The 21137-nt window shown below is 36.4% G+C and carries 13 protein-coding genes; 11 read left to right on the top strand and 2 right to left on the bottom strand.

All coding sequences use genetic code 11. The features are described from left to right. Positions 1-377: 377 nt before the first annotated feature. From MY04_RS25315 to MY04_RS25285, 7 genes are all read left to right on the top strand, one after another. Positions 378-2420: a glycoside hydrolase family 127 protein gene (locus MY04_RS25315; protein ID WP_066215594.1), complete on the top strand. Its 2043-nt coding sequence runs from the start codon at positions 378-380 to the stop codon at positions 2418-2420. A gap of 83 nt (positions 2421-2503) precedes the next feature. After that, positions 2504-3553, top strand: a complete 1050-nt coding sequence (locus MY04_RS25310; protein WP_066215592.1) for an L-rhamnose/proton symporter RhaT — start codon at positions 2504-2506, stop codon at positions 3551-3553. A gap of 11 nt (positions 3554-3564) precedes the next feature. Next, the gene (locus MY04_RS25305) at positions 3565-4713 is read left to right on the top strand and encodes a mandelate racemase/muconate lactonizing enzyme family protein (RefSeq protein WP_066215590.1); all 1149 of its coding nucleotides are present in this window, start codon (positions 3565-3567) and stop codon (positions 4711-4713) included. Then, positions 4682-6145 carry an aldehyde dehydrogenase family protein gene (locus tag MY04_RS25300; RefSeq protein WP_066215589.1) on the top strand — a complete coding sequence of 488 codons (1464 nt, stop codon included), beginning with the start codon at positions 4682-4684 and terminating at the stop codon, positions 6143-6145. Before MY04_RS25305 ends, MY04_RS25300 begins: the two co-directional genes overlap by 32 nt. 43 nt (positions 6146-6188) lie before the next feature. Further along, a complete protein-coding gene (locus MY04_RS25295) occupies positions 6189-7175 on the top strand; it encodes a 2-dehydro-3-deoxygalactonokinase (RefSeq protein WP_066215587.1) in 987 nt (328 codons plus the stop codon). Continuing rightward, positions 7147-7794, top strand: coding sequence for a bifunctional 4-hydroxy-2-oxoglutarate aldolase/2-dehydro-3-deoxy-phosphogluconate aldolase (locus MY04_RS25290; RefSeq protein ID WP_066215586.1), 648 nt, complete (start codon positions 7147-7149; stop codon positions 7792-7794). The genes MY04_RS25295 and MY04_RS25290 overlap by 29 nt, the downstream gene beginning before the upstream one ends. A gap of 65 nt (positions 7795-7859) precedes the next feature. Continuing rightward, complete coding sequence (locus MY04_RS25285) at positions 7860-9509, top strand: sulfatase (RefSeq protein ID WP_066215584.1); 1650 nt, start codon at positions 7860-7862, stop codon at positions 9507-9509. Between the two features lie 184 nt (positions 9510-9693). Here MY04_RS25285 and MY04_RS25280 read toward each other — a convergent pair whose 3' ends face one another. Then, positions 9694-10575 (bottom strand): family 16 glycosylhydrolase, encoded by an 882-nt coding sequence (locus tag MY04_RS25280; protein ID WP_066215582.1) that lies wholly within the window; start codon positions 10573-10575, stop codon positions 9694-9696. A gap of 253 nt (positions 10576-10828) precedes the next feature. On the opposite strand from MY04_RS25280, the gene MY04_RS25275 reads away from it, so the two are divergent. Then, positions 10829-14935, top strand: coding sequence for a hybrid sensor histidine kinase/response regulator transcription factor (locus MY04_RS25275; RefSeq protein WP_066215580.1), 4107 nt, complete (start codon positions 10829-10831; stop codon positions 14933-14935). Positions 14936-14996: 61 nt separating this feature from the next. Here MY04_RS25275 and MY04_RS25270 read toward each other — a convergent pair whose 3' ends face one another. Further along, a complete protein-coding gene (locus MY04_RS25270) occupies positions 14997-16250 on the bottom strand; it encodes a spondin domain-containing protein (protein WP_158297911.1) in 1254 nt (417 codons plus the stop codon). A gap of 262 nt (positions 16251-16512) precedes the next feature. On the opposite strand from MY04_RS25270, the gene MY04_RS25265 reads away from it, so the two are divergent. The 3 genes from MY04_RS25265 (at position 16513) to MY04_RS25255 (ending at position 21137) form a co-directional block, all read left to right on the top strand. Beyond that, on the top strand, positions 16513-18216 hold the full coding sequence (locus tag MY04_RS25265) for a T9SS type A sorting domain-containing protein (protein ID WP_066215576.1): 1704 nt from the start codon (positions 16513-16515) through the stop codon (positions 18214-18216). A gap of 555 nt (positions 18217-18771) precedes the next feature. Beyond that, positions 18772-19611 (top strand): AraC family transcriptional regulator, encoded by an 840-nt coding sequence (locus MY04_RS25260; RefSeq protein ID WP_066215574.1) that lies wholly within the window; start codon positions 18772-18774, stop codon positions 19609-19611. A 119-nt stretch (positions 19612-19730) separates the two neighbouring features. Beyond that, on the top strand, positions 19731-21137 hold the full coding sequence (locus MY04_RS25255) for a sulfatase-like hydrolase/transferase (protein WP_066216808.1): 1407 nt from the start codon (positions 19731-19733) through the stop codon (positions 21135-21137).

Here is a 21137-nt window from a genome sequence, read left to right as displayed (position 1 = left end):
ATCACCAATAAAAAATGAGAAAAACGATGATGTGACTTTAAGTTAAAACGGATAGTTACATAAAAAACAGTATAAAAACCCCCTTAGTATATCTAAATAAATCACTTTTATACTATCATAAACCATGATTTTCTGTTGAATAGGCTGTATTGGTAGCCCAAATTTTCATTATCAATTTTTCACCCCTTTACCCATTGCAACAATTATTTAATGCAAAGAAACCCGCTTCGTACTGTCTCAAATTAATTTTGTGTTGTAGATAATTCTAGATAACACATCAATAGAATTAAACAGAACAAACAATAAAAATACAATTTATTCAATTTGTTAAGGCAGCTATTCGAAATAGGTAATTAACAATAACTCTTATAATAGAAATGAAAAAGTTACTTGCAGTTATTTGTGCAGCAGCGATGGTGAGTACATCGTCGGTAGCACAAGAAAACAAGGGTATCCTTGGACAACAAAATACGAAGCATGTTGAGCTAAAATCCATTAATATCGGAGATTGTAAATGGACAGAAGGTTTTTGGGCAGACAGATTCCATACCGCTGAACACGCAATGGTTCCTTATATGGGTGAGGTGTTGACTGGTGAGGTTGGACATGCCTTAAACAACTTTAAAATTGCAGCCGGATTAAAAGATGGGAAGCACAAAGGGATGCGTTGGCATGACGGTGACTTCTACAAATGGATGGAAGCGGCAATGTATGTTTATGCTCAAAACGGTGATGAAAACCTAAGAAAGGAAATCGATAATTACATCGAGATCATCGCTAAAGCACAAGCTGAAGACGGATACCTACAAACGCAAGTGCAATTAAACGATAAAGTGGATCGTTACGAAAACCGTAAATACCACGAAATGTACAATACAGGTCACTTATTAACGTCGGCTTGTATTCACCATAGAATTACAGGACAAGATAACTTCTTAAATATCGCTATTAAGCATGCAGACCACTTGTATTCTGTATTCAGTACTGGCGAAAGAAGATACGGTCGTTTTGGTTTCAACCAAACTCAAATTATGGGATTGGTAGAAATGTACAGAACTGTTGGCGATGAGAAGTACTTGAAATTAGCGGAGACGTTTATCAATAACAGAGGTACTTATAAAATTGAAGATACTCCAGAAACAGTTGGGTATCCTATCGGTGATATGGTACAGGAAAGAGTGCCACTTCGTGAGTCGAAAGAAGCAGTAGGTCACGCTGTATTGGCATTATATTACTACGCAGGTGCGGCCGATGTTGCTGCAGAGACAGGTGAAAAAGCATTAGTAGATGCGTTGGATCGCCTTTGGGAAAATGTAACAGACAAGAAAATGTACGTTACAGGTGCGGTAGGTCAGGCACACTATGGTGCATCGACTTCTAAGGATAAAATTGAAGAAGGTTTTATCGATGCTTACATGATGCCGAACACAACAGCATATAACGAGACTTGTGCCAACGTTTGTAACTCTATGTTCTCTTACAGAATGTTAGGCTTACACGGTGAATCTAAATATGCTGATATTATGGAATTGGTATTATTCAACTCTGGTTTATCAGGTATTTCGATCGAAGGTAAAGACTACTTCTACTCTAATCCATTAAGAATGGTGGATGGTGCTAGAGAGTATGGTGAATCGAATACAAATACAGAAACTCCTCATAGAGAACCCTATTTAGAATGTTTCTGCTGTCCTCCAAACATTGTGAGAACGGTAGCAAAATCGTCAAACTGGGCATACAGTCTATCTGAAAATGGGATATCAGTGAATCTTTACGGAGGAAACCGATTAGAAACTAAATTAGAAGATGGATCAACTTTGATTTTAAACCAAGTAACGAATTACCCTTGGGAAGGTCTAGTGAACATCACTGTAGAGAAAGCAAAGAAAAAGCCATTCGATATGATGTTCAGAATTCCAGATTGGGCAATCGGAACAACTGTAAAAGTGAATGGTGAAGCTGTAGATGCTAAAGTGAAAGCGGGAGAGTTTGCAGTAATTAATAGAACTTGGAAGAAAGGAGACATCATTACGATTGATATGCCAATGGAGGTGACTTTAGTAGAGGCCAATCCGTTAGTAGAGGAAGCGAGAAACCAAGTTGCTGTTAAACGCGGACCAATTGTATACTGTGTGGAAACACCTGATCTACCTCAAGGTACTAAGATCTTAGACATCTATGTGAAAGGTGGATCTGATTTTAAAGTAAACTACGATAAAGAATTATTAGGAGGTGTGGCTACAATTGAAGCACCTATGTTGATTAGAAATGATCATAAGATTGAGTCGAGTATGTACTCTAAAGTAAGCAAACCAGATTTTAAAGACGCCAAAATCAAAATGGTTCCTTACTTCTCATGGTCGAACAGAGGACAATCAGAAATGACTGTTTTCTTACCAGTGATCTGGAATAACTTATAATCTAGTAGGGACGTTGCATTGCAACGTCCTTTCTAGGTATTAAATCAATTACTCATCTGAGTTGAGCTTATAAATAAACAACAATGAATACTTTAGCTATTGTCTTGATCTTATGTGCCTCATTTTTTCAGGGTACATTTGGATTAGGAATGAAACATATCGCTCCTGTTAAATGGGAGAATTGGTGGATCGTTCACGCAACGGTTGCTATGATTGCTTTCCCAATGGTCTGGTCTTACATCGCAGTGCCAGAAACATTTACAATTATCTCTGAGACAGCTACTAATGTCTTATTTATGGCGATGTTATTTGGCTTCCTTTGGGGGATAGGCGGTATTCTATTCGGTGTATCAGTAGAATACACAGGAGTGAGTATCACATATGGAATCGTGATGGGCTTAGCGGCTTCGGTAGGCTCTTTGATTCCGATGTTCCAAATGGAAGAACTACCCGCCAATTTTAATATAGTATTAGTAGGTGTAGCTTTCTTACTTGTGGGTGTTGGTATTACTGCCATAGCCGGGGTAAAAAGAGATAAAGTACAAAATGCAGTTGCTGAAGAAGAAGTAGAGGAAGATGGAGATGTGCTAGTAGCAGCTCCTCCAAAAACAGCTTCAAAAAAATCGATCAAGACGGGTGTTGCTATTGCTGTTACAAGTGGTGTTTTATCTGCTTTGTTAAATGTAGGGTTCTCTAATGCTTTACCGGTAGCCGAATTGGCATCAACGAAATATGGAGCAAATCCAACCGATGCTAGTTTGGTAGCATGGGTAGTGGTACTTATCGGTGCCTACATTATGAATGCAGGTTTTGCCTTATTCAAAATGGCATCAAATAACACTTTTGGATCTTTTAAAGTAGCAGGAGGCAAGAAAGCATATTTCTGGTCAATAGCCGCTGGTTTATTCTGGTTTGCAGCCTTGGGAGTATACGGTCAAGGTGCGGCAGCCATGGGCGATTTAGGCCCAGTAGTCGGTTGGCCAATGATGTTGGGTATCTCTCTAATCGTGAGTAATGTATGGGGATACCGTTCTGGTGAGTGGAAAAATGCAAGTGGACCATTTAAGATATTATTAGGTGGTTTGGGTGTGTTAATCTTTGCGATCTGTGTGTTGGGGTATGCGAATGCTTAAAAAATAAGAAAATGAAAATAATAGATATTCAACCCTATGTATTGTCACAAGACCTGGAAACGCCGTTTTTCTTTTCTCAGTGGCATTACGCTTCACGTAAGATCTGTTTGGTGAAAATCACCTTGGAAGACGGAACTTATGGATGGGGAGAAGGTTATGGACCTGCGGACATGATCAAGCAGGGGATAGAGTTTTTCAAGCCTTTCGTGATTGGCGAGAACGTTTTGGAAAACGAAAAGATATGGCAAGTGATGTACCTAAGATCACTTGATTTTGGTAGAAGTGGCATCTTTAACGCGGCTATCTCAGCCATCGATTTAGCCATTTGGGATTGTAAAGGAAAGGTGTTGAACCAACCTGTATCCGTGCTCTTGGGAGGTGTGAAAAATCCAATCATCAATCCTTATGCTACAGGTTTCTATTTTACAGATTCACCAACCTTGGATGATGATCTAAGAAAAGAAGCTGAATTCTACAAAAGAAGTGGCTTTAAAGCAGCAAAAATGAAAGTAGGTTTGGGTCTTGAAAAAGACTTGCACTATGTGAACCTGCTTAAAGAAGCACTGGGTGATGATGTGAAATTAATGATCGATTCCAACCATGCTTACAATTATAGAGAAGCATTGGAATTGGCGAAAAAGATTGAGCATCTGAATATTGGCTGGTTCGAAGAACCTGTTCACCCAGAAGATTATAATGGTTACAAAAAGCTGAAGGAGAACACAACTATTCCTATTGCCGGTGGTGAGTGTGAATATCATAAACACGGTTTCAAACGACTGTTTGATAACGATTGTGTGGACATTGCCCAACCTGATATTGCAGCCACAGGTGGTCTGACAGAAGCCAAACGTATTGCTGCTTTGGCATCAGCTTACCATAAAGATATTGTTCCTCACTCTTGGGGTACTTGGATAGCCATAAGTGCAGCGGTGCATTTTGTAGGTAATCTAGATAAAAACCCAGGTAGAATGTATATGGACGCTCCAATGATTGAATTGGATCGTACAGAAAATCCATTAAGAGACGATGTTACTATCCCAAGTATTGAAGTGATTAATGGTGAAATAAAAGTACCTAACACTCCAGGTTTAGGTGTAGATGTTAACGAAGAATTCCTAGAAAAATATGCAATCGACAATAGAAAAGAGTTTGCTTAAATTCGGAAGCAAAAAACTATATATCGACGGTGAGTTCGTAGATGGCTCCAACCGTGATACATTTATGGCTTTATGTCCACACGACAATCAGCCAATATGTGAAATCGCTCAAGCGACAAAAGAAGATACACTTCGTGCCTTGGATGCAGCAGAAGCGGGTTTCAAAGTATGGTCAAATACTCCACTAGAAGAGCGTTTGGAAAAAGTACTTCAACTGCGTGAAAAGATGCTGGAGAACGGCGATCGTTTGAGAGAAGCAGTTTGTCATGAAATGGGTAAAACTTGGGAGGCATCAGGAGAAGACCTTCAGAGTATTACGGATTCCTTAGAATTCTATGCCCATGAAATGAGAATCAAGGAGAACTTTACCATCGACGACCGTGCGGGTACTCACTCTCATAGAATGGTGTATCAACCATTAGGTGTGGTTGCTGCATTCTTAGCTTGGAACTTCCCATTATTAAACCTTGGTTTTAAGTTGGGTCCAGCTTTAGTTACAGGATGTTCGATCGTGATCAAAGCATCAGAATCATCGACCATTTCCTCATTAATTATAGCAGAACTAGCCCACGAGGTAGGTTTCCCTAAAGGTGTGATTACAGTACTTTGTGGTGACCGTAAAAATGTGGGAATCCCATTGTGTGAGAGTACAATACCTCGTTTGATTACGATGATTGGCTCTACATTTACTGCCCAAAAACTAATCGAACAATCAGTAAAGACTTCCATCAAAAGATACTCAATGGAATGTGGAGGTAATGCTCCATTCATTCTATTTAATGATGGCAATATGGATGATGCTTTGGGCATCACCAATGCTATCAAGTTTGGAGGAAACGCAGGTCAAGTATGTGTAGCACCAAATAGATTTTTCATTCAGGAAGGAGTGTATGATGAGTTCATCACCAAGCTAACTGATAATGCAAAGACAGCAAAATTAGGTTTCTACCAAGAAGAAGGTATCAACATGGGACCTTTAGCCAATCAAGCACAAGTGAAATCAGTACAACACTTTGTTGATGAGTGTGTGAGAGAGGGGGGTAAGATCCTAGCAGGCGGACATAAGATTGAAGGAGAAGGAAATTACTTTGCTCCAACAGTGATCGAGATGGAAAACCGTCAGGCAGATATCCTTCAGCATGAGGTCTTCGGTCCTGTTTGCGTTGTAATGAAATTCAATGTATTGGAGGAAGTGATTGAGCTATCGAATGATTCTACTGCTGGTTTAGCTTCTTATGTTTTCACAGAAGACGAAGAGCTGTTGGAAACAGTGGCTATGGCTTTGGAATTTGGAGAAGTTCAACAGAATGGAGTCAAATACGATATCAATTTGCCTCACTTAGGAGTGAAGAATAGTGGTATTAGTATGGACTGTTCGAAGTTCGCTTTGGATGACTACTTGGTACTAAAGCGTATCTCTAGAAAGCTTTAGATTAGGTAGTAGGTAGTAGGTAATACCTAAAAAAGTAGAACGAATGAAACAGCCAAAACATTTTGTAAGTTGTGATTGGGGGACCTCCAATTTCCGTATCCGTTTGATTGATTTTGATACTTTAGAAGTGATCAAAGAGCACAAAACGGAGATGGGAGTGAAGAAGTTGTATCAACAGTTTCTATCAAGTGAAAGTGAAGATCAGCAAGCTTATTTTTCGGAGTACCTGATTTCCCAACTTACTAAAGTAACAGATTTAACAGAGCAAATAGTAATTGTCGCTTGTGGTATGATTACTTCATCGATTGGGCTTAAAGAATTATCCTATTCAGAAGTTCCTTTTGAGAATGAATCTCTAAATATTGAAAAGTTACAACTAACGGAAAACATCGATCTTTTATTGATTTCTGGAGTGAAAACAACAGAGGACGTCATGAGAGGAGAAGAGGTGCAAGCGTTAGGAATGACCGAATTTTTAGAGGAAGATTGTTATCTCTTACTTCCGGGAACCCACAGTAAGCATTTACTTTTTAGTGAGGGACAATATCAAACATTCAGGACGTTTATGACCGGCGAATTGTTCGAGTTGATTTCTTCACAAAGCATATTAAAAGACTCTATTCAGAAGGTCGATTTTACCGATGAAGCCAAGAAATCCTTCGTTGAAGGCGTTCGAAAAGGCATAAATGGATGGCTAACAAGCTCTTTATTTTCCATTCGAGCTAAACAAGTACAGAATCAGTCAGCTTTGGGTAAAATTGAGGAAGAAATAAAAACATCAAACTTCTACCTTTTGAGCGGTTTATTGATTGGGGATGAACTTTCTTATTTGAAGGATCAGAAACTACCGATTAAGATGGCGGCTTCGGGTGTATTATCACTATTATATACCGAGGCACTGAAGGTAATAGAAGGGGTAGATTTCCAAACTTTTGAAGACGGAGTTCTAGAATACTCATTGATAAACGGTCAGAAATTAATCTTAAAAAATTATATAGAAAATGAGTACTTTTTCAGCGCAGAAGTTTAGAGAATTACCAGTTGTAGGTATCCTTAGAGGAATTGACAAACAGACGATCGACAGAATCGTTCCATTATACATTGGTGCTGGATTCACCACATTAGAAATCACAATGAACTCAGAAGGAGCGACAGATTTGATTGCTTATGTGGCCGAAAAATATCCTGAAATTAATGTAGGTGCAGGTACAGTTTGCGATTTAAATGATCTTGAAAAAGCATTAGCGGCAGGCTCTCAATTTATTGTAACACCCATCTTGGACGAAGAAGTTATTCGTAAATGTAAGTCTTTAGATGTTCCGGTATTCCCTGGATCATTTTCGCCTACAGAAATCTATAAAGCGTGGAAGGCAGGTGCAACAGCAGTTAAAATCTTCCCTTATACTCAGTTTAAAGTAGGGTATATGAAAGATGTGAAAGCACCATTAAACGAAATTGAATTACTTCCTACAGGAGGTGTTGGTGTAGAAAACATCGCCGAATTTTTTAAAGGAGGAGCATACGGTGTAGGTATGGGAGGATCTTTATTCCCTAAACATTTGATGGCAGAAGATAAAGCGGATGAATTGAAAGCACACTTCGAAGCCATTGCAAATGCATACTACTCTACTGTTCCCCAAGAAGTGTAGAAATATATTCTTGTAGTGACGTTGCATTGCAACGTCACTACGGGAATTTAATAATGAAAATATAAATGAAATATAAATTCATATTAATTCCTTGCTTACTCTTCACAATTTTTTCTTGTAATGAAAAAGTAGCAAGCAAAAAATCAAACAAATTAGAAAAGCCAAACGTCATCTTTATTTCATTCGATGATCTTCGTCCAGAAATGGGAACGTATGGTTCTAAACTAGCCATTACTCCAAACATCGACCGATTGGCGAGTCAAGGATTACAATTTAATAAGGCTTATTGTCAGCAAGCCATCTGTAGTCCATCAAGAGCTAGTTTAATGACAGGGGCTCGTCCAGAAACGATTAACGTAATTGAGAATTACACTTATTTTAGAGACGAAAATCCAGATATCTTAACACTACCTGAACACTTCAAAAACAATGGCTATGAGACCATCAATTGTGGTAAAGTGTATCATGGAAAATACAACGATCCGGGAAGATCATGGTCGAAAGAGCCTGATTATGCAAGTTTACCCTACGAAGTGAAAACGTTGGTAGAGCAATACGTAGATCCGGACAACAAAAAGATCTTTGCGGAAAACAAGGCAAAGATGTTGAAGAAATACAAAAAACAACATGGTTTGGGCATGGGGCCTGCCTACGAGTGTGTTGATGTAGAAGACAACGCTTATATCGATGGAGTAAACACTGATATGGCTATCGACATCATCAAAAAGCACAAAGATGGCGATAAGCCTCTCTTCTTGGGATTGGGTTTTGTAGCGGCTCACTTAGACTTTTTAGCACCAAAAAAATATTGGGATCTTTACGATGAGGATAAAATCACTTTATCCAATCAACATACAGGTCCATTAAACGGAGCACCAATGGGATTGCATGCTTCTTTCGAAATGAGAGTACGTTCGAATATTCCAAAATACGGAGCATTTCCCGATAGTTTAGCACGTACACTTAAGCATGGTTATTTAGCCACCGCTAGTTATATCGATGCACAAGTAGGTAAAGTATTGAAGGCATTGGAAGAAAAAGACATGTTGGACAATACTATCGTGATGCTTTGGTCTGACCATGGATATCATTTAGGTGAAATGGGCATTTGGGCAAAAGCAACGAACTACGATATATCTACTCGAGTACCGTTAGTGGTTTGGACGCCCAATCAAAATGATAAAAGCAGAGGCATGAAGTCCGATGCTTTGGTAGAATTGGTGGATATGTATCCTACATTGTGTGATTTAGCAGGTTTAGAAAAACCCTCACATTTAGAAGGACAATCGTTCGCTCCATTGTTAGAAAATCCAGCTATGGAATGGAAGTCAGCGGCCTTCTCCCTTTTCCCAACGCCAGCTTTAAGAGAGTGGGCAGCGAATCCATTATCAAAAGGTATGCGTGAGTCGTATTTCGGTCCATTAATCGAAGATGTGGAAGAAAGAATCATTAATGTGATGGGTGATAAGTGGGATAGAGAATTCTTCGAGAACTACCTTATGGGCTATTCGATGAAGACGCAACGCTACAATTTTGTCGTGTGGAGAGATCGTAGAGATAAAACGTCTGAACCGATTTTTATCGAATTATACGATCACGAAAAAGATCCTAAAGAAACAGTAAATATTGCCGAGCAAAATCCTGAATTGGTTGCAGAATTAATGGAACAATTCAATAGAGGATGGGAAGGCAATACAGCCAAAATAGCATTATGATGTGTACTTCAAGTTTATGAACGAAGCAATAAATTTCAAATACCATATAGCAAAAAAAGGCATCCAATTTGGATGCCTTTTTTTAATCTTCTTAGACACTTACGTCTAAATCTTTTTGAAATGAAATGATTCTATTATTACTAACTATATGTATTTGATTCTATGACTAATCATAAATAGGTGATTACAATTCTTTCTTTTGCCATACTCTGATATAATCGATCTCATAAAATGAAGGGAGATCGCTTTCAGAGGGTAAACCAAAATAAGGGACAGTTTCTGCATTTGCCCATAGTTCTATAGGTTCAGTGAGAAGATCTTTGTTGCCTAAATCATCGTAATCCGCTTCAAAAATCAATTGTCCATCAACAAAATATTTAATTCCATTTTCATCCCACTCGCAGCCATACACATGAAATTTACTGATGCTATCTGTGGCCTCTAATGGATAATTAAATATCTTCTTTTTGTTTAAATCGCTGCTGTTTTCTAAACTGTAGATCGACATATTGTAATGTTTGTCAGATCTCTTTTTATAAAACTTTGGGTCACCCACTTGTTCGAATAGTTCAAATTCAGAGTTTTTATTTCTACCACCGAATGAACTACTCACTGTGGAAAATGCCGCTTTCGATTTAATTTCCATATATCCATATAGAAATTTATTTTTACTTACTATTCCGCCTGTGGTGACGTTCTCATAGGATCTGCCATTAAATTTTTCCTGAGAAAAATCGAATTGAGGTTCCCATTTTGTTTCTATAACCAACTTGCCATTATTAAGGTAAGTATTGCTTCCATTAAATTGGGCAGGGGCACTTCCTTTCCATAAATGATACTCATTGTTCTTTCCTTGAATAAACCATTTATTGGAATCCAATACACTGTTATCAAACTCATCACTTAATTCCGATATTAAAGTCCATTTATCTTCTTCGTTTTGTGATAATGTTAAGGGTAAAAGCGTATTTGTATTTTTATTTAAAAGTTGAGCTTGTTCGTTTTTTACAGGTACTTGACTGCATCCAAACATGAAACCCACCGCCACTAAATATATTTTATACATACCATTGATACTTTCGACCAACTTTTTGTTTTATTTAATCGCAATTTATGAGGTGATTTTATTATATTGTTCCTCAATTTTAACAAGATTATGGTAAAAAATAGTCCTATTACATTTTTTACTCTTACTAGATAAATTACGCTTGGTTTTCGTTAATATTGATGAAACAGCATTCGTTTAGATATCTTTTTTTTGTTTTGATTTTTATATTTATCGACAACGAATTCAGGTTAACTATATAACTACCCTAATAGTGATTATTGATTATCAACTTAACATCCGTCGATTTACGGCTTTATTTTTAGTCTTATTATTACTTATCAGTTCAATTGGATTTGGACAGACAAATCACCTTGGTATTAATATTACGAAGCACATTACTTACAATGAAGGATTATCTCATTTTGGTGTGACTGCTTTGGAAGAAGATGCTTCTGGATTGATTTGGGTAGGTACATTTAAAGGGTTGAATAAATATGACGGTTATGAATTTAAAACTTACTACGAACAAGATTATCCAGGTTTAGTAAGTAATAGAATCACTAAGTTGTTTAAAGATGAATCAAATAATCTCCTGATTGGAACAGAAAAAGGCATTTCTATTTATTACCATCAGTTGGATTCTTTTTCGAGTATTTTAGAGAAAGAAGAATCAAAAACATCAATTTCTAACTTTTATATTCAAGATTTTTCTGAAACGAGTAATTACATCGCCTGCTTAACAAGAAGCGCAGAGGTGATTTTACTTAATAAATACAACTATTCAGTCCTTAAAGAATGGAAACCGACATCGATTCTAAATCAAAAATTAATTGCGAGTAATATTACCTCTTTAGGTAAAGATGATGTGTTAATTACCACTAATAATGGACTTTACTTATTAAATCTTAAAAGTGGTGATTATCAGTTAGTAGGTGATGAATATGTGAATTATACTGTAGACGCTACTTTTGATGGTTATAAAAATATTTATGTCCTGAGTTATAAATCGTTATATATCTTTAGATACGACCAAGAAACTAGGAAATTAGAGTGGGTGAATACCATTTTAAAAGAACAATATTACTCTAAAGTTCAATTGAGTCCAGAAGGTATTTTATGGTTGATGAAAGAAAATAATGAGATAGCTATGATTACGGATCCTCAGTATTTTAAGAACATCAATCAGCATTTAATTAAATACACTTTTTCAGAAGATTTTACCCGTCTAAGTAGCCTGTTGATTACCAAAAGTGGGGGTTGGATAGGAAGTTTTAACCAAGGTGTTTTTCAGTTTTTAAGTGAAAATAGAGCTTTTCAATATTCGGCCTTGAAAGGGAATGTGGTAGATAATTCTTCTAGTCAGGTCGTAAACATTTTCGCTTACGATGATAATGAAGTATATGTAACTCTTAACTCCAACTTCAATAAGTTATTTGATATTGATAAAGGCACTTACAAGCGATTTGAACAACCATCGATCAATAATCAGATAATTACTAGAGTACTCAAAGACCAAAGGGGACAGATTTGGGGAGGCAGTAGACGAAATGGAATCTTTAAGAAAAAGAACATTAATTCCCCTTGGAAATTAGTCAGTAACAAAGATTTTAAATGGTTCGCAAACGAAGGGACTAGAGCGATTGCAGAAGACAAATATGGCGATATATGGTTGGCAGGTTTAGATGCTTTTTACCGTTTGAAATTAGATGGAAATGGAGAATTAAATCGTATAAGTACCATAAAAAAATTGGGTAATATTCCATATGACATCAATTTTAATGTAAATGTGATTTATCCTGATCCATTGGAAGATTGTATTTGGTTGGGTACATCAAATAATGGTTTGATAAAACTAAATTACACCCCCGAAGAGATTGATAATGAAGGAATTATAACATTTACAAATAACCCTAACGATAGTTGTTCGATATCAGGTAATGATGTCACCTGTATCCAAAGATTACCGAATAAAGAAATATGGATTGGAGTGTTGGAAGGGGGCATCAATCAGTTAAGAAAAGAACAAGGAAAGTATTGTTTTGATCGCTATTCTGAAAAAGACGGTTTAGATGATAATGATGTAATGACCTTTCAATTCGATATGAGAAATCATTTATGGATTGCAACAAATAAAGGGATCAATCAATTTGATACAAAGACGAAATCATTTACCAATTACACGAGTAAAGATGGTTTAGTGCCTGCTTCTTTTGAGGTGGTGTCTACTAAGTTAAAAAGTGGTTTGATGATCTTTGGAGGGAATAACGGTATCTGTTACTTCCAGCCGGAAAGGGTAAATGTATCTCAGGAAACGCCGAAATTATTATTTGGTGATCTAAAAATACATAATCAAAAAGCAGGGATTGGAGAGCAGGAGATATTGCAAAAGCCGTTAGAAGATACCAATGAAATCACCTTAAATCATGATCAAGGATCGATTTCTATAGAGTTGATTTCACTTCATTTTGGCAACTCCAATACACATGGATTGAGGTATCGATTGCTGCCTAAAGAAACCTCTTGGTTTGTGACGACCTCCAATAATAAGTTGGCTACTTATAGTTTGTTGCCTCCAGGAGAATACGATTTTGAAGCACAAACATCGAACGCTCAAAATGAATGGTCAACACCAAAGCATCTAAAAATTATCATCAAACAAGCTTGGTGGAAAACCAAATTGGCAAAAAGTATTTATTTTCTTATAGCAGCCATCTTGATTATCGCTATTATGGTGGCAATCATCCGATTTAAATCATTGGAGTACAAACTTCAGATCGAACATGTCGAGAAGAATAAACTGAAAGAATTAGATGCTGCCCGTCTTAAGATGTTCATGAATATTTCTCACGAATTTAGAACGCCTCTAACACTCATCAATGGACCAATTAATGTGTTGAAAAATATGTTTGAAAATAACAAAGATGCTTTTCAACATATTGATTTGATACAGAGGCAATCGAAGAAAATGTTCCAATTGGTGGAACAAGTGCATGAGGTGAGAAAGGCAGATCAAAACCTATTAAAGCTTACACCTGATAGCTTCGAATTCACTTATTTTATTAGCGATATTAAAAGAGATTTTGATCAGTTAGCCAATGATACGGGTAAGAAGTTGATTCTAAATGGTGAAGCCAATAAAATAGAGTTGATTGCTGATGCTAAAAAGTTGGAAGTGGTCATCAACAACTTATTAAATAACGCTTTTAAGTTTACCAAAGAAGGTGATTCCATCTTTATCAATTATAAAGTAAAGAAGGGAACAATTTATCTTTCTGTGGAAGATACCGGGGTAGGTATATCAAAAGAAGATCAAAAAAATATATTCACACGTTTTTATCAATCAGAAACCAAAGAAGTATATTCTGTAGGTTCAGGAATTGGTTTAGAATTATCTAAAATGATTGTTGAACTACATGGAGGTAAAATTCAGGTGAGTAGCGAAATCGGGAAAGGAACAAAATTCTCAGTGGAATTGCCTGTGAATGCCAAGCGTTTGGAAGCAATCGAGGAGACCCGTCAACAAGAAATTATTGATACGGAGACTCACGAGCAAAAGCAAAGAGTGATCGATAAAAGTTTTGATCTTTCTTCTATTGTGAAGGGGAATCAGAATAAAGATATGCATATCTATTATGCAGAAGATAATATCGATCTGAGAAACTTTGTGGTCAATATTTTAGGTCAGATTTATAAAGTCACTTCTTTTAAAAACGGTCAAGAATTAGCCAATGCCTTGGACAAAGAATGGCCTGATGTGGTATTAAGTGATATCATTATGCCTGAGATGGATGGTTTAGAATTGTGTAAACTGATTAAAGATGATGTGAAAACAGGACATATTCCAGTGATTCTGTTGACATCAAAATCTTCTTCTGATGCTAAAATTGAAGGTATGGAAGTGGGTGCAGATGCTTACATCACCAAGCCATTTGATATGAAACACTTAGTAGCTACTCTCGAAAGTGTTTATAAAAATAGGAAGAAGATTCAAGATCGTTTTCAATCAGAAGTTCCACTTCCGTTAGTGAAAACAGAACAATCGGATACCGATAAGGAATTTTTAGAGCGTTTATATAAGCTTTTAGAAAAGAACTTGACGAACGAAAACATCGATTTAGAAGAGTTCTCTAAAGAACTTTATATGAGTAGAAGTCAGTTTTTCAGAAAAGTAAAAGCGTTAACAGATTCTACCCCTCAGGATATCATCAGAACCTATAAACTAAAGAAAGCAGCAGCCTATCTTTTAGATAAAGAAAACTCCGTGAACGATGTGATCATCATGACAGGCTTCAAGAGTAGAACTCACTTTAGTAAGTTGTTTAAAGATCATTATGGGGTAACTCCAGGAAAATATGCATCCTCTATAGAAGATAATTAAAGGAAAAGGCCATTTCAAATATTTATGAAACGGCCTTTTTGCTATTATTCTATATGGAAAATTAATTTGCAGTGATGGTCACTCTTACCATTTGCGAAAGATCGGGAACATTGGAACTCAAATCGTTCTCGATGCTAACAACTCCATTCTCGTCCATACCAGAATTAGCACTAGGTTGTCTTGGCGCTTGATAGTTACCCGCTCCTGCATATTCATCCAATTCAGTTCCAGAATCAAATACCATTAAGCTACTTGTAATGTCTCCAGTTAAAGGTGTTGATCCACTGTATAATTTCAAGTTATCGAAACCTATAAACCAATCATTCGACTGTACTAACATAGTCGCTAGGGATAAATAATCTCCTTCTTCAGCAGTGAAAGTAAAAGAATACGATTGATTCGGGAATATTGGGGCAGGGCTATCACCTTGATCAGGAGTATTGAAATGCATGGCAAATCCGGAAGCATTTCCATCTTCAGCTAAAGCCATTAAAGCTTCTGTTGATGATTGACCTAGCATAAATAATTCATTTGTTTTACCTACCGAATAAGCACCAGGGGCAAAAGGAGAAACTAATCCAGAATTGGCACCTAAAGTGGTGTTGAAACCTTCCAAGTTACCATCTTCTGCCAATCCTTCTAAATTACTACTTGCCGTTGATCCATCTTTGAATAATGGATATTGACCACTTGAGTGAACTACCCAAGATCCTGGAGCAAAAGGACTTGCCAAAGAAGCAGTATTCGATTTATTTTCTACTGTAACTGTAAACAATGTGCCGCCATCGTGAGCAATTGATACTTTAATGACATCAGATAGTGTCGGATATGTGTAACCGTCATTTACCATTGAAAGTAGTTTAATGGTTCCGTTTTCCGCAGTACCCGTATTTGGACCTGACTGTCTTGGTGCTTGATCAGCACCCACACCGGGCTCTTGATTTACTTCCGTACCTGCATCCCAATAGTAGAATTGAGAAGTAACATCTCCTGTTACTGCATTGCCATCACTATCATAAAGAGCAATACCAGCATCAGATGGAGCGTAGAACAAATCGTTAGACTGAACAAACATGGTCGCAAAGTTCAGATAATGCCCTTTTCCAGCATTAAAACTGAAGCTTTCTGAGTTTCCTGGAGTAATTAGTCCAGTACTTCCGTAAGCAAAGAAATCTTTTCCCTCAGCAATGTTTTCTATGGTTACTGTAAATTCATTAGCAGCTGGAAGGTTAACAGGATCATCATTTTCGTCGTCTGAACAAGCTGTAAACATAAAAATACTTAGGACGATAAATAGGAGTTGAATAGTTTTCATTATAAATGAGTGTTTAAAAAATTCATCCATTATTAGAATGAATTAAGAGAGTGATTTACAATTGGATTAAGTCGTTGTGTTGGATAATACAAGTTTAACAATACAATTTTCCCCCAAATGTGAAGTAGCTCACATTCAACAGAATTTTAGGTAAATACCTGTTTAAATATTCATTATTTAGGTTAATTTTGATGAATTACTTCAAGTATCAAGCAGTTAATTTTGTGAGATACTAAACAACAGAAGTAAAAACAGCTAGAATATGAGATTTTTATTCTTGGGTATAATTGCCCTGTTATCAATACAACCAACATTCGCACAAATTAACCCAGTATCTGATCCAGAAAATGCTGATGGGTGGATTCTAAATAAATGGGCAAGCGACGAATTTAATGGAACAGAATTAAATAAAACGAAGTGGTGGATTTTAGGTGAGAATAACGATTACCGAACAAAATGGAAAGGTAGAGCCCCTGGACAGTTTGCACCTCACAATGTAATAGTTAAAGATGGTCATTTGATTTTAAGAAGTCAGTGGGAGCCCACATTCGATTTTGCTCCTGAAAAGAATGACGATGTTTATTATGGTGGTTCATCTACAGCGGCTGATTTAAGTAAACCTATCACTCAAGCTTGTATTATGAGTGAAACTTTCTTTCAGTATGGTTATATGGAAATCAAATGTAAAATAGCCGATGCTCCAGTAACCTCTGCATTTTGGACAACGGGTTATCATAGTGAAATTGATATGGTCGAGAACTATGGTAAAAGACCAATAGGTAATTCTGAGAACACACCAGAAAATTTAGAATATAAATACAGAACCAACCTGATTAGTTGGGATCCAGACAGAGCCGCCGATCATGAAGAATGGAAGGTAGAAGAAGTAATGAAAGATCGTTTGGCAAGTGATTTCTTTATTTACGGTTTTGAATGGGATAAAAACTTCATGAAGATCTATTTCAATGGTCATCTCATTAAATCTGTGACAAAAGAAGAGTTAGAAGCTAAAGATCAGTGGAAGTACGATTATCCTCAAGAAATTTGGTTGGATTCCGAAGTATTCTCTTGGTATGGACTGCCAAATCAAGCAGATTTAGAACAGCCAGCAGAGTTTATCATAGATTATGTAAGAATTTGGCAAAAGGAAGAAACCCATTCATTTTTTGATGCATTAAGTTTCGAAGGACCTTTTCATTTTCAAGGTAGAAGCGTGAATTGGTGGTCGTCTGCTGCATCAAAATGGAGATTGAAAGACGATAAGGCTTTATCTGGGAAATTTAGTTTAAGATATGAGAATCAAGCTCCTTATTCAGGTAATTACTCTGTATTCTCTCCCTATGGTTCTATCAACTTACCTGCAGGTGATAATGAATTGACTTTTCATCTATTTATTGATGAAAATACCACAGTTGATAACATTGAATTTGTCTTCAATAATCCATGGTTGGTAAAAGTCGTTGATATTTCTGCCCTTGAAAAAGGAAAATGGGTAGAGGTGAAGGTGCCTTTCAACAGATCATTTGATTCTAACCCGAGTTTGATCAACGGCGACAGATTACAAATTCGTATTCAATCATCTGATATTAAATCTGACAATGCTTTACTATTTATAGATGATATTTCATTCTTAAATGATAATCAGGGAGATTTCCCCGAATATCCTTTCCCAGACGATGAATATCCTGAACAAGAATATCCAGATAACGATCATCCGACTGATTTAGGTTCAAATAGCAAAGTAGATTGGAAAGTATATCCCAATCCAACATCAGATATTTATTCTGTAGAATCTTTAATTAATGGGTCTCTCAAATTATTCGATTTATCTGGAGCATTACTTCAGACAGTTCAAAAAGAGAAAGGTATCATTAAGATAGATGTCAAAGATCTACCGAAAGGTATTTATGTTTTGGCATTTGAAACGTTAAATGAAGTGGTGACGAAGAAAGTAGTGAAGGAGTAAGCTAAGAAAAATTAATTTCATCAGAAGTTCAATAATCATCTGATGATGCATATACTCTACATATATGTTTGCCCACGGTTAATCCGTGGGTTTTTTTTATCCCTGAATTTGTGAGGATGTTGCAGTGCAACGTCCGTACAGGATATTTTTTATTGAAACTATGCAACAATATTTCAATGAGATAATTTGTACGGACGTTACAGTGTAACGTCCCAACGAACCATCAGCTAAACCAATTAATAAGTCATTTAAACCACCAAAAACTCAACTTTTCCCCAAATGTATTTTTACGTGTCACAAATGAAACCTTTTGTTTTTAGCTCGTATAGGCTGTTTTGATACGCAAAATGACACGTATTCCTACATTTTTGATACGCTTTACATACACAACATATTTTATAAGTGTGACCTTTACATTATCAAATCGGAACAAATTATTATCAACTAATAAGCTTTATAAAAGAAACACCGAAGCTTATAAATAATGAAATGAATTACTAACTCTCTTCTTCTTGCTGTAAGGGTACTATAGAAGAAAGACTAAATTACAAAGACATGAAATTAGTATTTAAAGATTCTGAGGTAAAGGACAACAAAACAATTTGTGTATCTAAAAAAGAAACAGCTTGTCATGATACATTATGGCATTACCACCAACAGTATGAACTAATCTACATTCATAAAAGCAAAGGGGTAAGATTTGTTGGAGATAACGTAGGGAGCTTTTCAGAAGGAGAATTGGTATTAGTTGGTCCATACTTGCCACACCTTTGGAAAAACGAAGATGAAACGGATGAGGTAAGTATTGTGGTTATGAAGTTTGAAAGAAACTTTATTGGTAATGGCACTTTTGATACGCCTGCTTTCTCAATGGTGAATGATCTTTTAGAGAAATCTAGATACGGAGTAAGTTTTCCTAAAGAGTTAGGGTTGAAATTGGAAGAAGAAATCTTTGATTGTCTGAATAAGTCTACAGCAGAACAATCTATTCATTTATTAAGCTTATTACTTAAGCTTTCTACAGCAGAAGGCAAGCAGTTGTTATCTACATCAGATATGCGACAGTCGAACGACTCCAACTCGGATCGCATTGATAGAGTATTAAAATACATTTCTGATAATTACGAGAAAGATATCGATTTGCAAGAAATTGCTGACATCGCATGTTTGACATCAAATTCTTTCTGCCGATTCTTTAAGAAAGTGACGAACAAATCTTTTAAGCAATATCTAAACGAAGTGCGTATTAGAAATGCAAGTAGATTGTTGGTACAAGAGAGCTATCAGATTAGTGATGTGTGCTACGAAGTTGGATTTAATTCCATCACAAACTTCAATAAGCAATTCAAACAAATTATAGGGAAAACGCCACGTGAATATAGAATGGCGATGTAGGTAAAAAAGTATATATCTATGATAAAAAACAACTACTGTTTACAGTAAGGAGGATGTAATTTTACTTCACCTTAATGATGGATTCTTTAAGGATTTACAATGAGAAAAATCTAGAATTTATGAGACTTAAATGGACTTTACTAGCGGTTCTTTGTGTAACAGTAAACACACTGTTTGCACAAAAGAAAACAAAAACAGATAAACCTAATATTATTTTGATCTTTTCTGATGACGGAGGATATGCAGATTTCGGTTTTCAGGGGAGTAAAGAGATCAAAACCCCCCAACTCGATAAGCTTGCACATTCAGGGGTAATCTTTTCTCAGGGATATGTGACTGCCTCTGTATGCGGGCCTTCTCGAGCGGGTTTAATTACTGGACAATATCAACAAAAGTTTGGTTATGTAGAAAACAATGTTCCAGGATATATGTCTGATGCTTCTAAATATTTGGATGTTGAAATGGGCTTGCCTTTGGATCAAAAAACAATGGGCGAGTACATGAAAGATCTAGGTTATGCTACTGCTTATTATGGTAAGTGGCACCTAGGAGATGCAGATAAATTTCATCCAAATAAAAGAGGATTCGATGAGTTTTATGGTTTCCGTGGAGGAGATAGAAGTTACTTTGCTTACGAGCAATTTCCTCATCCAGACAAACGTATGGAGAGAAACTTCAATAACTTCGAAGAGCCAAACAGATATGCTACAGATGTTTTTGCGGATGAAACAATCAGTTTTATAGAGAAACATCAAGATGAGCCTTTCTTTATTTTCTTGGCTTTTAATGCAGTACATACTCCGATAGAAACTACAGAAGAGGATTTGGCATTATTCCCGAATTTAGAAGGTAAAAGAAAAGAATTGGCGGCCATGACTTGGGCTTTGGATAGAGCATCTGGAAAAGTGATGGATAAATTAGAAGAGTTGGGATTGGATGAGAATACGATTGTTGTATTTACAAACGATAATGGAGGACCATCTGATAAAAATGCTTCTGTAAACTATCCTTTAGCAGGTACAAAATCCAATCAACTTGAAGGAGGTATTCGTGTGCCTTTTACTATGACATGGAAAAGCAAAATCAAAAAGAAAACAACATTCGATTTCCCTGTAAGTACTTTTGATTTATTACCTACTTTCTATGCTGCAGGTGGTGGTGATGTGAAAGATCTAAAAGATGTGGATGGGGTGAACTTACTTCCATACATCAATGGTGAAAATAAAGAAAGACCTCATGAGGTATTGTATTGGAAAATTAATACAAGAGCAGCGGTTAGAAGTGGAGATTACAAACTACTTCGTTTCTCAGATCGTCCTGCAGAATTGTATAATCTAAAAGAAGATATTTCTGAGCAAAACAATTTGGCATATCAAGAGCCAGAGAAATTGAGAGAGCTATTTAAGGTGTTGTATAACTGGGAGTTAACCCTGGAAAGACCTTTATGGCAATTAAAAGCACAATTTGAGAAGTACGACAACGATCGTATGGATAAATATAGAAATGCAGATGAACTTAACAAATAA

This window comes from Flammeovirga sp. MY04 (genome assembly GCF_001682195.2).
GTDB lineage: Bacteria > Bacteroidota > Bacteroidia > Cytophagales > Flammeovirgaceae > Flammeovirga > Flammeovirga yaeyamensis.
The sequence above is the reverse complement of the archived record's forward strand: the minus strand, read 5'-3'. Positions and strand labels throughout refer to the sequence as shown.

Excerpts from the sequence above, each read along its gene's own strand:
- MY04_RS25270 (WP_158297911.1), bottom strand. The coding sequence starts at position 16,250 with ATGAAAACTATTCAACTCCTATTTATCGTCCTAAGTATTTTTATGTTT.
- MY04_RS25285 (WP_066215584.1), top strand. The coding sequence starts at position 7,860 with ATGAAATATAAATTCATATTAATTCCTTGCTTACTCTTCACAATTTTT.
- MY04_RS25315 (WP_066215594.1), top strand. The coding sequence starts at position 378 with ATGAAAAAGTTACTTGCAGTTATTTGTGCAGCAGCGATGGTGAGTACA.
- MY04_RS25265 (WP_066215576.1), top strand. The coding sequence starts at position 16,513 with ATGAGATTTTTATTCTTGGGTATAATTGCCCTGTTATCAATACAACCA.
- MY04_RS25260 (WP_066215574.1), top strand. The coding sequence starts at position 18,772 with ATGAAATTAGTATTTAAAGATTCTGAGGTAAAGGACAACAAAACAATT.
- MY04_RS25255 (WP_066216808.1), top strand. The coding sequence starts at position 19,731 with ATGAGACTTAAATGGACTTTACTAGCGGTTCTTTGTGTAACAGTAAAC.
- MY04_RS25295 (WP_066215587.1), top strand. The coding sequence starts at position 6,189 with ATGAAACAGCCAAAACATTTTGTAAGTTGTGATTGGGGGACCTCCAAT.
- MY04_RS25280 (WP_066215582.1), bottom strand. The coding sequence starts at position 10,575 with ATGTATAAAATATATTTAGTGGCGGTGGGTTTCATGTTTGGATGCAGT.
- MY04_RS25290 (WP_066215586.1), top strand. The coding sequence starts at position 7,147 with ATGAGTACTTTTTCAGCGCAGAAGTTTAGAGAATTACCAGTTGTAGGT.
- MY04_RS25300 (WP_066215589.1), top strand. The coding sequence starts at position 4,682 with ATGCAATCGACAATAGAAAAGAGTTTGCTTAAATTCGGAAGCAAAAAA.
- MY04_RS25305 (WP_066215590.1), top strand. The coding sequence starts at position 3,565 with ATGAAAATAATAGATATTCAACCCTATGTATTGTCACAAGACCTGGAA.
- MY04_RS25310 (WP_066215592.1), top strand. The coding sequence starts at position 2,504 with ATGAATACTTTAGCTATTGTCTTGATCTTATGTGCCTCATTTTTTCAG.